This window comes from Bordetella sp. FB-8, from assembly GCF_000382185.1.
GTDB lineage: Bacteria > Pseudomonadota > Gammaproteobacteria > Burkholderiales > Burkholderiaceae_B > Bordetella.
Genome location: NZ_KB907784.1, coordinates 2,281,333 through 2,293,434 on the forward strand (window position 1 = coordinate 2,281,333; position 12,102 = coordinate 2,293,434).

At 65.9% G+C, this 12,102-nt stretch carries 14 protein-coding genes; 9 read left to right on the plus strand and 5 right to left on the minus strand.

Annotated elements, in window-relative coordinates; translation table 11 throughout:
• Window positions 1-20 precede the first annotated feature (20 nt).
• Complete coding sequence (locus tag H143_RS21610) at window positions 21-1,025, plus strand: ABC transporter substrate-binding protein (protein WP_019938296.1); 1,005 nt, start codon at window positions 21-23, stop codon at window positions 1,023-1,025.
• A 33-nt stretch (window positions 1,026-1,058) separates the two neighbouring features.
• Here the strand turns inward: H143_RS21610 and H143_RS20460 are convergent, their stop codons facing one another.
• Together H143_RS20460 and H143_RS0110995 are read right to left on the minus strand one after the other, a co-directional pair.
• Window positions 1,059-3,389 carry a DUF3141 domain-containing protein gene (locus H143_RS20460; RefSeq protein WP_019938297.1) on the minus strand — a complete coding sequence of 777 codons (2,331 nt, stop codon included), beginning with the start codon at window positions 3,387-3,389 and terminating at the stop codon, window positions 1,059-1,061.
• Between the two features lie 146 nt (window positions 3,390-3,535).
• Window positions 3,536-4,021, minus strand: a complete 486-nt coding sequence (locus H143_RS0110995; protein ID WP_019938298.1) for a GNAT family N-acetyltransferase — start codon at window positions 4,019-4,021, stop codon at window positions 3,536-3,538.
• Between the two features lie 41 nt (window positions 4,022-4,062).
• Here H143_RS0110995 and mog point away from each other — a divergent pair, with 41 nt between their 5' ends.
• Window positions 4,063-4,704 carry a molybdopterin adenylyltransferase gene (gene mog, locus H143_RS0111000; protein ID WP_019938299.1) on the plus strand — a complete coding sequence of 214 codons (642 nt, stop codon included), beginning with the start codon at window positions 4,063-4,065 and terminating at the stop codon, window positions 4,702-4,704.
• 30 nt (window positions 4,705-4,734) lie between these two features.
• Here mog and H143_RS0111005 read toward each other — a convergent pair whose 3' ends face one another.
• Window positions 4,735-5,046: a hypothetical protein gene (locus H143_RS0111005; protein ID WP_019938300.1), complete on the minus strand. Its 312-nt coding sequence runs from the start codon at window positions 5,044-5,046 to the stop codon at window positions 4,735-4,737.
• 257 nt (window positions 5,047-5,303) lie between these two features.
• Here H143_RS0111005 and fba point away from each other — a divergent pair, with 257 nt between their 5' ends.
• The 4 genes from fba (at window position 5,304) to H143_RS0111025 (ending at window position 8,203) form a co-directional block, all read left to right on the plus strand.
• Complete coding sequence (fba, locus tag H143_RS0111010; RefSeq protein WP_019938301.1) at window positions 5,304-6,368, plus strand: class II fructose-bisphosphate aldolase; 1,065 nt, start codon at window positions 5,304-5,306, stop codon at window positions 6,366-6,368.
• A gap of 95 nt (window positions 6,369-6,463) precedes the next feature.
• Window positions 6,464-7,345, plus strand: coding sequence for a phosphoribosylaminoimidazolesuccinocarboxamide synthase (locus H143_RS0111015; protein WP_019938302.1), 882 nt, complete (start codon window positions 6,464-6,466; stop codon window positions 7,343-7,345).
• A gap of 144 nt (window positions 7,346-7,489) precedes the next feature.
• On the plus strand, window positions 7,490-7,651 hold the full coding sequence (locus H143_RS22675; protein WP_019938303.1) for a hypothetical protein: 162 nt from the start codon (window positions 7,490-7,492) through the stop codon (window positions 7,649-7,651).
• 9 nt (window positions 7,652-7,660) lie between these two features.
• Window positions 7,661-8,203, plus strand: a complete 543-nt coding sequence (locus H143_RS0111025) for a disulfide bond formation protein B (protein ID WP_019938304.1) — start codon at window positions 7,661-7,663, stop codon at window positions 8,201-8,203.
• Window positions 8,204-8,263: 60 nt separating this feature from the next.
• Here the strand turns inward: H143_RS0111025 and H143_RS0111030 are convergent, their stop codons facing one another.
• The gene (locus tag H143_RS0111030) at window positions 8,264-9,166 is read right to left on the minus strand and encodes a Kdo hydroxylase family protein (RefSeq protein ID WP_019938305.1); all 903 of its coding nucleotides are present in this window, start codon (window positions 9,164-9,166) and stop codon (window positions 8,264-8,266) included.
• Window positions 9,167-9,234: 68 nt separating this feature from the next.
• Window positions 9,235-9,357 carry a hypothetical protein gene (locus H143_RS23130; protein WP_019938306.1) on the minus strand — a complete coding sequence of 41 codons (123 nt, stop codon included), beginning with the start codon at window positions 9,355-9,357 and terminating at the stop codon, window positions 9,235-9,237.
• Here H143_RS23130 and purE point away from each other — a divergent pair.
• The 3 genes from purE to H143_RS0111050 are packed head-to-tail and all read left to right on the plus strand — an operon-like array spanning window position 9,356 to window position 12,076.
• Window positions 9,356-9,820, plus strand: a complete 465-nt coding sequence (gene purE, locus H143_RS0111040) for a 5-(carboxyamino)imidazole ribonucleotide mutase (RefSeq protein WP_019938307.1) — start codon at window positions 9,356-9,358, stop codon at window positions 9,818-9,820. The genes H143_RS23130 and purE overlap by 2 nt on opposite strands.
• A gap of 1 nt (window position 9,821) precedes the next feature.
• Complete coding sequence (locus H143_RS0111045; RefSeq protein ID WP_019938308.1) at window positions 9,822-11,000, plus strand: 5-(carboxyamino)imidazole ribonucleotide synthase; 1,179 nt, start codon at window positions 9,822-9,824, stop codon at window positions 10,998-11,000.
• 11 nt (window positions 11,001-11,011) lie between these two features.
• On the plus strand, window positions 11,012-12,076 hold the full coding sequence (locus H143_RS0111050) for an L-threonylcarbamoyladenylate synthase (RefSeq protein WP_019938309.1): 1,065 nt from the start codon (window positions 11,012-11,014) through the stop codon (window positions 12,074-12,076).
• The last annotated feature ends 26 nt before the right edge of the window (window positions 12,077-12,102 follow it).

The window sequence follows — 12,102 nt, forward strand, 5'->3', positions numbered from 1 at the left end:
GAAAAAGAGGAGACAAAATCATGTTCAAAATAAAACACGCTAAATGCTCCAGATCCTTCAAAGGTGCCGTTCTGTTCGCGGCGCTGTCGCTTTACTGGAGCGGCGCGTCCTGGGCGGCGCCGGCGGCAAGCCCCGCGACGCAGGCGGCCGGCGCCACGCCCGGCATAACGGAGTCCGGGCTCAACGTCTGGACGGTCCGATCGACGCCTCTGACGGCATCGATCGCCGTCGATCGCAAGGCGCATGACGCGCTTGCGCAAGCGATCAAAGACAAGGGGTTCCTGAGCATAGGCGTCATAACCGACGAGCCGCCCTTCATCTTTACGCCCAATGGCAAACTGCAGGGCGTCGATGTCGATATGGTGGGGGGCCTGGCGCGGGCGTTGGGAATCAAGATCCGGCTCGAAAAGACCTCGTTCGACGCGATGATTCCCGGCCTGCAGTCAGGCCGGTTCGACGTGGCCATGGGAGATTTCACCGACACGAGCGCACGCGAGAAGGTAGTGGATTTCGTCGATTATCTTGGAAACGGGCAAACCGTGATCACGCGCAAGGGCGAGACCCGCGACTTCTCCAAGCCGCTGGATCTATGCGGATTCTCGGTGTCCGCGCCCAAAGGCAGCCTGTCGGCCAAGCTGATGACGGAACTCTCGGATATCTGCACGGGCAAAGGACTCAAGCCCATCGACATCAAGACTTTCCCAGGCAGCGCGCCCGGGATCCTGGCGCTGGAGATTGGGCGCGTCGACGCGGTCCCGGTCACGTATGCCATTGCGACCTATCTCGTGAAGCTGCATCCGGACAAATACACGCTTACGGACAATCTTTTTTATCGCAGCTACAAGGGCGCGGCCATTCTTAAAGGCCAGAAGGCGCTTTTGAACGCGCTGACCTTTGCGTTCCAAGCGGTCGTCAGCAGCCCGAACTACAACCAGATCATGGCCCATTGGAACCTTGGGAAAGTGAAGATCGACAAGGTTTACGTCAACGTGCCAGGGGAACCGCTGAACAAGTCCATAAAGTAAGCGGTCTGCGCATAAACCGGCCCGACGCGCCGCTCAGGCGGACTTCTTGCGGCGAACCGCCTTGGCGGGAGCGGCGTCCGCCGCCTGGGCATCGGCCTTGGCGATCGACAGCGGCGTGATCTTCAGGCCGTTGCCGCTGGGAATGCGCTCGGCGGCGTTTTCTTCGGCGTGCCGGGCCGCCGTCTCGAATACGTGCTCCATCTCGCGCAGGCTGGTCCTGGCCCGTTCGTTCAGCGGCTGTGCGGCCTCAAGCACTTCCTTCATCGAAGCCAGCATTCCGCGGATGTCTTCGGCCGTGGCCTTGGACAGCATCTTGGGCATGGCGCGCAGCGATCCGGCCGGGTCCAGGTGCATCACCATGGTCTGTTCGCGCATCAGCTCCTTGAACCGCTCCAGCGTGGCCACGGACTGGCCGTCCTTGGTGCGCAGGCGGCGAATGACGGCGAAGCTGCGTTCGTCCAGAGCGCCTTCCGAGCCGATCACATACAGCAACATGCGGATCGCCGCGCGGTGCAGGCCGCCCACCGTCACCAGCCTGTGCAGTTCAGTCTTGCGTCGGGCCAGGAAATCGCGGTGCTCGGGAGAGACGCCGGGGTGTTCGCGCGCGGGGCGGTCCGTTGCGGCCAGGCCTGACCAGGCCTGCACCAGCGGCGAACCGTAGATGTTCATGAACAGGCGTTCCTGGGTCGAATCGCGTATTTCCTGGTAGATGTCCAGGCTGGCCTCGATCCAGTCCGACGCCATGTTCTGTGCCAACAGAAAGGGGTTGTCCGCCGGCGCGGGCTGGCGCTGCCCGCGCACCGCATCGGCCAGCTCGGCCACCGGCGCAACCATGGGATTCTGGTCGGAGATCAGCTCGTAGGGCAGGCGCAGCGGATGCATGTGCTGCATCCACTGGGCCGCTTGCGGCGTGACAGCGGCGCGTACCCAGGGCTGCACGAAGTTGCGGTATAGGCCCAGGTTCAACTGCGAGATGCGCGAGGCCACGGCAAAGCGCTTGTCGTCTTCGGGGATCTCCTGGACGATCTGGCGTATGTCGTCCAGAGTCCGGTTCTCGACCGTCATCACGTAGTCGCCGGCGGTTTCAGCGTTGGGCGTATCGGCGGTGCGCTCTTCGAACTCGGCCTGGTAGATGCCGGGCGGCAGCACATCGATCATGTCGATGTTGCTGGCGAACTCCTGATGCTCCTTGCGGGCCACGTTGCCCGAGACGAAGATGCCCAGGTGGCCGATGCTTTCGTGAACGGCATAGACGATGGTCTGGCCGTGGGCCTGGATTTCGCCGTCGTTCTGGTACAGGTCGGTGATCCAGCCCAGCGCCTGCGGCGGGGGCGTGATGTTGTCGCCCTTGGAGCAGAACACGATGATGGGCGACTGGATGTTGCGCAGATCGATGCGGATGCCGTCGGACGTCACCAGCCTGGCCGTGGCCAGGCGGTTGCCCACGAAAAGGTTGTCGACGATGTATTGGATCTCCGGGCCGTTCAGGTATACGTGGCCGCCCCACCACCTCTCGAAGCCGAGATAGCGCTTGGCCTCGGTGTCGATGTTGGCGTACAGGTTGAACTGCTTGGTCCAGAGCGTATTGGCCGGGTTCATGTGCTCGAAGTTCTGCACCAGCCAGGCGCCGTCGAAAGTGCCATGTCCCAGGTCGCTGGCCATCGCGGTCAGCCAGCTGCCGCCCAAGAGGCCGCCTGCGTAACGCATGGGGTTCTTGCCGCGCCAGCCGGCCCAGTACGAAAGCGGCGCGCCGGCGATGATGATGGGGCCGAACAGCTCGGGCCGCATGGCCGCCGTCATCATGATCTGCCAGCCCGCCTGGCAGTTGCCCACCACGACAGGTTTGCCTTCGGCCTGGGGGTGCAGGTCGATGATGTGTTCCAGAAAGCGCGCCTCGGCGCGCATCACGTCTTCCACCGTCTGCGTTTCGGTGGGGTGGGGCAGGAAGCTGGCGAAGTAGCAGGGGTGGCCGGCGCGTATGGCCACGCCGATTTCGCTCTCGGGTTTGAAGCCGCCGATGCCCGGGCCGTGGCCGGCGCGCGGGTCTACAACCAGGAAAGGGCGCTTGATCGGATCGGTCGGCACGTCCTTGGGCGGGGCGATGCGCAGCAGGCTGTAGTTGACCGGGCGCTCGAAGGTGCGGCCGTCCAGAACGACTTGCGAATCCATGGACAGCACGTTGGGCGCCTTCTTGGCGATGTGCTTGCGATATTGGTTGCCGCGCTGGCGCATCACGTCGGTGTACAGCACCCCGCGCTGCCAGGCATCAATGCCGTATTGCCAGGCGGCCATCAAGGGATTGAGGACGGGGTCGGCAAAGGCAGGCTTGGGCGCGGCGGGGGAGGGGGATGCGGGTGCTGCCATGGCAGTCTCCTGGAGGGGGCGGCCGGTCTGGACGGACCGGCACGCCAGGTGTCTGCTTGGATTACACAGCAATTCATGTTGCGATGCAACATGAGCGAATTTTCAGGCAATCCCGACCGCTCCCCCAGCGCGACACAAGGTGCCGCTCAGAGCGCGAGCTTTTTCTGCCAGAACATGGCTCGACCTGTTTCTTCCTTTAATATGTAGCCTTCATAGCCCATTTTCTGGTAAAGCGACTTGGCGGGAAGGTTTCCCTCCAATACTTCCAAGGTCAGCTTGCAGCACCCCATGGCCCGGGCCCGGTCTTCCAGCGCAGCCAGCAGGCACTGGGCGATACCCTGGCCGCGAAAGCGCGCCGACACCATGAAGTCGTGCAGATTCACCAGCGGCTTGCAGGCGAAAGTGGAAAAGCCTTCCAGGTAGATGGCCAGGCCAGCCGGTTGGCCGTCGATCCGGGCCACCAGGGCGTGAGCCCAGGGGCGCGCGGCCAGCGAAGCGGCAAGGTTGTCGCGCGTGTAGGCGGGCAGGGGTTCGCCGCCGCCCATATCGCCGCTGGCGTATTCGTCGAGCAGCGCGACCACAATGCGGCCGTGCTCGGGGTTCTTGAAATCGATGTCAATGATGTCCAGCATGAGATTTCCTGAAATGTTTCCCGGGATTTTATGATTACGCCATGACCGCCACCACCGCATCCGCCCCGGCGCGCATCGAGCGCCATCATCCCGACGAACTGGTCGTCGGCCTGGTTTCCATTTCCGACCGCGCATCGAGCGGCGTCTACGCCGACCAGGGCCTGCCCGCCCTGACCCAATGGCTGGGTACGGCGCTGGACTCGCCCTGGCAGGCTGTGGAGCGCCTGATTCCCGATGAGGCGGCCGGCATCGCGGCCACGCTGGTCGAGCTGGTGGACCGCTGCGGCTGCGACCTGGTGCTGACCACGGGCGGCACCGGCCCGGCGCGGCGCGACGTCACGCCCGAGGCCACGCTGGCCGCAGGCACCCGGGAAATGCCGGGCTTTGGCGAGCAGATGCGCCAGATCAGTCTGAAGTTCGTGCCGACGGCCATCCTGTCGCGGCAAGTGGCGGTGATCCGCGAAACCGCCGGCCACGCGGCGCTCATCATCAACCTGCCGGGCCAGCCCAAGGCCATACGCGAGACGCTCGAGGGCTTGCGCGGCGAGGACGGCGGCGTGCAGGTTCCCGGCATTTTCGCTGCCGTGCCGTACTGCATTGATCTGATCGGCGGGCCGTATGTGCAGACCCGGCCCGAGGTGGTCAAGGCCTTCCGGCCCAAATCGGCCGTGCGCGACGCGTAGCTGGGGCCTGTCGGCGCTGCGGCTGGACCCCTAGGCTGCTTTCTTCTGCTCGTCCAGGTTGATCTGGGCGCAGAGTGTGCCGTATAGCCGTTCGGCATAGCTCAAGGCGTGGGTGGTCTGCTGGTGCAGGCGCTGCTGCTCGTCCAGGCACCTGTCGTACTTGGCGCGCGCCTGGACGTAGGTCAGCCCGGTATTGCGCAGGCTGTTGATGAACGGAATGCGCGAACGGCGCAGCTGGCGCAGGCCCCGCTCGCCCCGCTCGAACGAGCGGCGCGCCGAGGCCAGGCGGTCGGCCGCCAGGCGCAGTGCTTCGCTCGGAAGAATGGGGGGAGAAGTCGCCATGGGGGAATTCTATCCGGCCCCGGGCGTGCGTCATAGGCCGGGAATCGACCGAAAACGCCCCTCAAATCGCTGCGGCGCGGCGCCGGCGTCTTCGAGCGGGCAACGTATGCTCACAAAATAAACAGCCTGCGCATTGCGGTTGTTGCCCCGGCGCTGCCCGATGGGAAAAACATTTCCGCTGGCGCCCGGTAAAATCCGGGGTAAATCGCGGATGCGCTTCCCATCCATTAAAAAAACCCAATCCAGGAGATCCTTCCATGGCCCTCGTTTCCATGCGCCAGCTGCTCGATCACGCGGCCGAGCACGGCTACGGCATTCCCGCCTTCAACGTCAATAACCTGGAACAGGTCCAGGCCATCATGGAGGCCGCCGCCGAAACCGACAGCCCGGTGATCATGCAGGCCTCGGCCGGTGCGCGCAAATACGCGGGCGAGGGCTTTCTCAAGCTGCTCATCCAGGCCGCGGTCGATACGTATCCCCATATTCCCGTCGTCATGCACCAGGATCATGGCCAGTCGCCCGACGTGTGCCAGGGCGCCATCGACCTGGGCTTTTCCAGCGTGATGATGGACGGCTCGCTGATGGCCGACGGCAAGACGGTCGCCAGTTACGAATACAACGTCGAAGTCACCCGCAAGGTGGTCGACGTGGCCCATAAGGCCGGCATCACCGTCGAAGGCGAACTGGGCGTGCTGGGTTCGCTCGAAACCATGAAGGGCGACAAGGAAGACGGGCACGGCGCCGAAGGCACCATGACGCGCGAACAGTTGCTGACCGACGTCGAGCAGGCCGCCGATTTCGTCAAGCAGACCCAGTGCGATGCGCTGGCCATCGCCATCGGCACCTCGCACGGCGCCTACAAGTTCTCCAAGAAGCCCACCGGCGACATTCTGTCGATCCAGCGCATCAAGGAAATCCACGCGCGCATCCCCAACACGCACCTGGTGATGCACGGTTCCTCGTCGGTGCCTCAGGACCTGCTGGCCGAGATCCGCCAGTTCGGCGGCGACATGAAGGAAACCTACGGCGTGCCGGTCGAGGAGATCCAGGAAGGCATCAAGCACGGCGTGCGCAAGATCAATATCGACACCGACATCCGCCTGGCCATGACCGGCGCGATCCGCCGCTTCTTCGCCGAGAACCCGTCCAAGTTCGACCCGCGCGAATACCTCAAGCCCGCCAAGGCCGCGGCCAAGGCGATCTGCGTGGCGCGCTACCAGCAGTTCGGCACCGCCGGCAACGCCAGCAAGATCAAGGCGATCACGCTGGTCGACATGGCCGCGAACTACGCCGCCGGCAAGCTGGCCCAGGTCATTCAGTAAGCGTCGGCGGCAGGGGGCTAAAATCCCTTGCTTCGTTTTCCCGGCCCCGGTTGTTCTTCGAGCCGGGGCCCGTTCTTTCCAGGATAGACCTTCCCGTGACCACCGCCTTGCATCAATCCACCATCAAATCCCTGCCCCTGCTGGGTCGCGGCAAAGTGCGCGACATGTACGCCGTGGGCGAGGACAAGCTGCTTATTGTCGCGTCCGACCGCATCTCGGCTTTCGACGTGATCCTGGATGACCCGATTCCGGGCAAGGGCCAGGTGCTGACCGAGCTCACCGAGTTCTGGCTCAAGAAGCTGGGGCATCTCATCCCCACGCACGTCACCGGCATCAAGCCCGAAGACGTGGTGGCGGCCGACGAGATCGAGCAGGTGCGCGGCCGCGCCATGGTGGTCAAGCGTCTGAAGCCCGTGCTGGTCGAAGCGGTGGCGCGCGGCTACCTGATCGGTTCGGGCTGGAAAGACTACCAGGCCACCGGCGCCGTCTGCGGCATCACGCTGCCCGCGGGCCTGAAGCAGGCCGGCAAACTGCCCCAGCCCATCTTCACACCGGCTGCCAAGGCCGAGTTCGGCACGCACGACGAGAACGTCGACTTTGCCCACGTGGTCAACGAGGTCGGTCAGGCCACGGCCGAGAAGATCCGCGACATCACGCTCAAGCTCTATGCCGAGGCGTCCGCGTTCGCGGCCACCAAGGGCATCATCATTGCCGACACCAAGTTCGAGTTCGGCCTGGACGACAAGGGCGTGCTGCATCTGATGGACGAAGTGCTGACGCCCGATTCTTCGCGCTTCTGGCCGGCCGACGGCTATCGCGAAGGCATCAGTCCGCCCTCGTTCGACAAACAGTTCGTGCGCGACTGGCTCGAAACCCAGCCCTGGGACAAGACGCCGCCCGCGCCGCGCCTGCCCGAGGACGTGCTGAAAAAAACGGCCGCCAAATATCGCGAAGCGCTGGACCGCCTGACGGCCTGAGGCTCGCATTCGATGCGATCAGGCCGGCGCCTGTCGGGTCGGACGGATCTTCCGCCTATTCCGTTCACGCGGTTGCGGGTTTTTCGTTCTGTTACCTATACTTCCGAAGATCGAAAAATACGAAGAAAAAGGAGAGGGCGGAACATGATGATGCTGTTTCCCTTGCTGACCGCAATGCTGGCCATCTGCTACGGCATTCGGGGCAGGCGGCCTGCCTGCGTTGTCTTCTGGCTGCTCACGCTGGGCTTGTGCGTGGCCTGGGCCTGCGCAAATATCGACGGTCCTCACCTGCCGCTGGCGCTGTAAGGGGCGGGCATGGCTCTATTTCTGGAAAGTCCCGGCCATGGCTCCCGCCAGATCAACGCCCTGGTGCTGCTCCTGGTCTGCATCGGCCTGGTCTTCTCGCTGGTTTGGCAAGGCCTCTCGGCGGGCTATGCCTGCCCGCTGTGTACTTTGCAGCGCATGGCGCTGGTCCTGGCGGGCGTGGGCCTGCTGCTCAACGTGCGCCTCGGTCCGTCGCCACTGCACTACGCCATGACCATCACGTCGGCCTTGGCCGGTCTTGCTATCTCGGGTTGGCTGACCCTGCTGCTGCCCACCGAGTCGGGTGGCAGGTTTCTCATGGGCCTGCGACTGCATAGCTGGGCCTTCCTGGTCTTTGGCGTGCTGGTGGCATTTGCGTTGCTGATGCAGACCCTGGACCGCCGCTGGGGCGACAATGCGCTCAAGCGCACCACGTCCCTGCTGGGCACCATCGTGATGGGCCTGTTCCTGGTGACGGCGTTGGCCAGCGCTTTAGGCACCAGCATGGACTGCGGCGTGTCGGCCTGTTTGAAGAGCCTCGCAACCACCTTGTGATAGGTTTTGCGACCTTGGCGGCTTAGCAACTCCAGCCAGCCCGCGGACAACGTTCAGCCCTCAAGCCGCCAACAATCCCCGCCCCTTGAGCTTCTCAAGCACCCGCACCGGCGCCAGCTCGGCATAGCTCAAGGCCGTCAGCGGCAACTGCCAGGTCTGCTCGAGCATGAACTGTCCGCTCAGGGCCGCATGCGATACCTGGTCCGAAAAACACACCCAGGTGCTGCCGGGCATGAAGTCCACCTGGGTCCAATCGCCTTCCTGCTGATAGCGCGTGTCGCGCTTCATCGCGTCGTGCATCTGCAGCATCAGGTGGTCGTATTCGGTGCGTCGCTGCTTGGTGATGCCGGCCTGGTGCATGAGTCCGGCCAGCCAGGGGCGCCAGGGCTTGTCCATCGTGGGCAGATAGCGCCGCGCGGCCGCCTCGAAGGGCCCGCCCACGCGCCAGGTGCGCGGCTTGCCGTTGGGGTTGATGTTGGTGAACACGCGCAGGATGCGCTCGCCGTGCAGGGGGCGCGAGGGAAAGGCATCGACGTGCAGCAGCCGGTCGTCCTTGCGCCACGAGGGATGCCAGGTGCCGATGGCATGCAGGCGCAGGCTGGTGGCCGGTCCGTGGCGGCTAGCGCGGTAGCCGGGAAACAAGGCATCGAGCAAGGCGCTGGTCGAATCGAGATAGCGCTGCAGGATGCCCTGTACGCGCTCGCGCGCCGCGCCCGCGGCGACGGTGCCGGCCAGCCCCTTGGGGGTGAGGCTGATGTTCTTGCGCTTGGGGTCGGTGTACTTGGGGTCGAGCAGGCTGCCCTCCTCGGGCGACAGCGCAAAACCCAGGTGCGGGAAATGCAGCACCCGGCCCTGCTCGAGCGCGCGCAGCGCCTGCGTCGACAGGGTCGCGGCCTCGGGCGCGCGCCAGTCTTGAAGGGGCAGTTCGAGGATGGAGTCGGTGGATGGGGCAGTGGCGCTCATGGCGGGTAAAATCCAGGTTTTCCGGTCGGCAGCCCTTTGCGCCGGGCCGCCCAGGCATCACTCGAACTTTACCCCATGGCCAAGACAGACTCGACTTCCCGCGCAAAGCCCGCAAAACCCGCGACTGCGGCCGCAGCAAAACCCAGGTCGGGCGCCAAAGCCGCACCAGCCCCGGTGGTCGGCGTTGTCATGGGATCTTCCAGCGATTGGGAAGTCATGCAGAACGCGGTCGCCATGTTGCGCGAGTTCGGCGTACCCTGCGAGGCCCGGGTCATCTCGGCGCACCGCATGCCCCAGGATATGGCGGACTACGGCGCGGCCGCGACCGGCCGGGGCCTGCGCGCCATCATCGCCGGCGCCGGCGGCGCGGCCCACCTGCCGGGCATGATGGCGGCGCTGACCGCCGTGCCGGTGTTCGGCGTGCCGGTGCCGTCCAAATACCTGCGCGGCGAGGATTCGCTGCTGTCGATCGTGCAGATGCCCAAGGGCATTCCCGTGGCGACCTTCGCTATCGGCGAAGCCGGCGCGGCCAACGCGGCCCTGCACGTTATCGCCAACCTGGCCACCACCGACGCGGCGCTGCGCCGCAAGCTGGTGGCCTTTCGCGCGCGCCAGACCGACGCGGCGCGCGCCATGAAATTGCCCGGAGCCTGAGATGCCCGAGCCATCGATTGATCCCATCGCGCCGGGCGGCTGGCTCGGCCTGCTCGGCGGGGGGCAACTGGGCCGCATGTTCTGCCATGCCGCGCAAAGTCTGGGCTACAAAGTTGCCGTGCTGGACCCGGCCGCCGAGGGTCCCGCAGCCATGGTGGCCGACCGCCACATCCAGGCCGCCTACGACGATGCCGCGGGCTTGGCCGCGCTGGCCGAGCTTTGCCGGGCCGTGACCACCGAATTCGAGAACGTGCCGGCCCAGAGCCTGCGCATGCTGTCGGCGCGCTGCCGCGTCAGCCCGGCCGCCGACGCCGTGGCCATCGTGCAGGATCGAATCGCCGAGAAGGCCTTCATCGCCGCGCAAGGCATCGCGGTGGCGCCGCACCTCGCGGTGCGCGAAGAGGGCGATCTGCGCCACGCGCCCGACGCGCTTTTCCCCGGCATACTCAAAGTGGCCCGCCTGGGCTACGACGGCAAGGGCCAGGCGCGCGTGAAGACCCGCGACGAGGCCCTGGCCGCCTTTGCCCAATTCCAGGGCGTGCCGTGCGTGCTGGAAGCGCTGTTGCCGCTGGACTACGAGATTTCGGTCGTGCTGGCTCGCGGCTTCGACGGCCAGGACGTGGCCTATCCCGTGTCGCGCAACGACCATCGCGACGGTATCCTGGCCGTCTCCACCGTGGTCGGCGACGCCGATCCTTCGCCACATCGCGAAGCGGCCACGCAAGCGGCGCGCGCCATCGCCCGGGGCCTGGGCTACCACGGGGTGTTGTGCGTGGAATTCTTCGTACTGCAGGACGGCCGGCTGCTGGTCAACGAGATCGCGCCGCGCCCGCACAACAGCGGCCACTACAGCATTGACGCCTGCGTCACCAGTCAGTTCGAACAGCAGGCGCGCGTCATGGCCTGCCTGCCTTTGGGCAGCACGCGCGTGGTGGCGCCTTCGGTCATGCTCAACATCCTGGGCGACATCTGGTTCACCCGCGGCCGCGGCTCGGCGCGCGAACCCGACTGGGCCGCCGCACTGGCGGCATCGGGCAGCGCCAAGCTGCACCTGTACGGCAAGCGCGAAGCACGCCCTGGTCGCAAGATGGGCCACGTCACCATCGTCGGCCAGACGCTGGCCCAGGCCCAGGCCGACGCGGCCCGCGTGGCCGCGGCGCTGGGCATGTCCGCGTTTTGACCGAGCGTGCAATGAACAGCAAGGCGGCTGCGCAGCCTGTCCCGTCCCAGCAGGAAATCGACCGCGCGGCGCGCTGCCTGGCCGAAGGCGGGCTGGCGGCCTTTCCTACCGAAACCGTCTACGGCCTGGGCGCGGACGCCGAGAACCCGCAGGCGGTCGCGCGCATCTATGCCGCCAAGGGACGTCCGGCCAACCATCCCGTCATCGTGCACATCGCGCCCGAAGGTGATGTGGACTATTGGGCCGCGCAGGTGCCCGACCAGGCGCGCAAACTCATGCAGGCCTTCTGGCCCGGGCCCCTGACGCTGATTCTCAAGCGCGCGCCGCATATCCCCGATACCGTCAGCGCAGGACAGGACAGCGTGGGACTGCGCTGCCCGTCGCATCCCGTGGCGCAAGACCTGCTGCGGGCCTTCGCGGCGCTCAAGCCCGGCGGGCAAGGGGGGGTGGCTGCGCCTTCGGCCAACAAGTTCGGCCAGGTCTCGCCGACGCTGGCCGAGCACGTGCGCGGGGAGTTTCCCGATGAGGTCGCGCAGGGCATGCCCGTGCTCGACGGCGGCGCAGCCGAGGTCGGCATCGAATCGACCATTCTCGATCTGTCGCGCCTGGACCAGGGCGTGGGCGCCGTGCTGCTGCGGCCGGGGCACATCAGCGCCGTGCAGATCGCGGCGGTCTTGGGTCAGCCCGTGCATAGCCCCGATGCCGCCGCGCCGCGCGCATCGGGCACGCTCAAGGCACATTACGCGCCGCATACGCCGCTGGAGCTGATCGATGGCGCGCGCCAGGCGCGCGCTTTGCGCGGAGAAGGTTTGCCCGACGGCCGCTGCGTGCTGGTCAGCTATGACGATCTGCCGGCGCTGCCGGCCGACTTGTCCGCGCGTCTGCAGCTGCGAATCGTGCCGGCAGACCCCGCGCATTACGCCCAGGCGCTCTACGCCACCTTGCGCGAACTCGATCACGGCGGCTATGCCCGGCTGCTGGTGCAGGCGCCGCCGCGCACACCGGATTGGGATGCGGTCAACGACCGTATCGGCCGGGCCGCCGCGGCATTCGCGCTGGATACGAGCGGATTCTGAGTTTCCGCGGCGCCTGCGGCCGGCGC

Bases quoted from the DNA above. Each gene is read 5' to 3' on its own strand.
- H143_RS21610 (WP_019938296.1), top strand. From the start codon at position 21: ATGTTCAAAATAAAACACGCTAAATGCTCCAGATCCTTCAAAGGTGCC.
- H143_RS20460 (WP_019938297.1), bottom strand. From the start codon at position 3,389: ATGGCAGCACCCGCATCCCCCTCCCCCGCCGCGCCCAAGCCTGCCTTT.
- H143_RS0110995 (WP_019938298.1), bottom strand. From the start codon at position 4,021: ATGCTGGACATCATTGACATCGATTTCAAGAACCCCGAGCACGGCCGC.
- mog (WP_019938299.1), top strand. From the start codon at position 4,063: ATGACCGCCACCACCGCATCCGCCCCGGCGCGCATCGAGCGCCATCAT.
- H143_RS0111005 (WP_019938300.1), bottom strand. From the start codon at position 5,046: ATGGCGACTTCTCCCCCCATTCTTCCGAGCGAAGCACTGCGCCTGGCG.
- fba (WP_019938301.1), top strand. From the start codon at position 5,304: ATGGCCCTCGTTTCCATGCGCCAGCTGCTCGATCACGCGGCCGAGCAC.
- H143_RS22675 (WP_019938303.1), top strand. From the start codon at position 7,490: ATGATGATGCTGTTTCCCTTGCTGACCGCAATGCTGGCCATCTGCTAC.
- H143_RS0111025 (WP_019938304.1), top strand. From the start codon at position 7,661: ATGGCTCTATTTCTGGAAAGTCCCGGCCATGGCTCCCGCCAGATCAAC.
- H143_RS0111030 (WP_019938305.1), bottom strand. From the start codon at position 9,166: ATGAGCGCCACTGCCCCATCCACCGACTCCATCCTCGAACTGCCCCTT.
- purE (WP_019938307.1), top strand. From the start codon at position 9,356: ATGGGATCTTCCAGCGATTGGGAAGTCATGCAGAACGCGGTCGCCATG.
- H143_RS23130 (WP_019938306.1), bottom strand. From the start codon at position 9,357: ATGACAACGCCGACCACCGGGGCTGGTGCGGCTTTGGCGCCCGACCTG.
- H143_RS0111045 (WP_019938308.1), top strand. From the start codon at position 9,822: ATGCCCGAGCCATCGATTGATCCCATCGCGCCGGGCGGCTGGCTCGGC.
- H143_RS0111050 (WP_019938309.1), top strand. From the start codon at position 11,012: ATGAACAGCAAGGCGGCTGCGCAGCCTGTCCCGTCCCAGCAGGAAATC.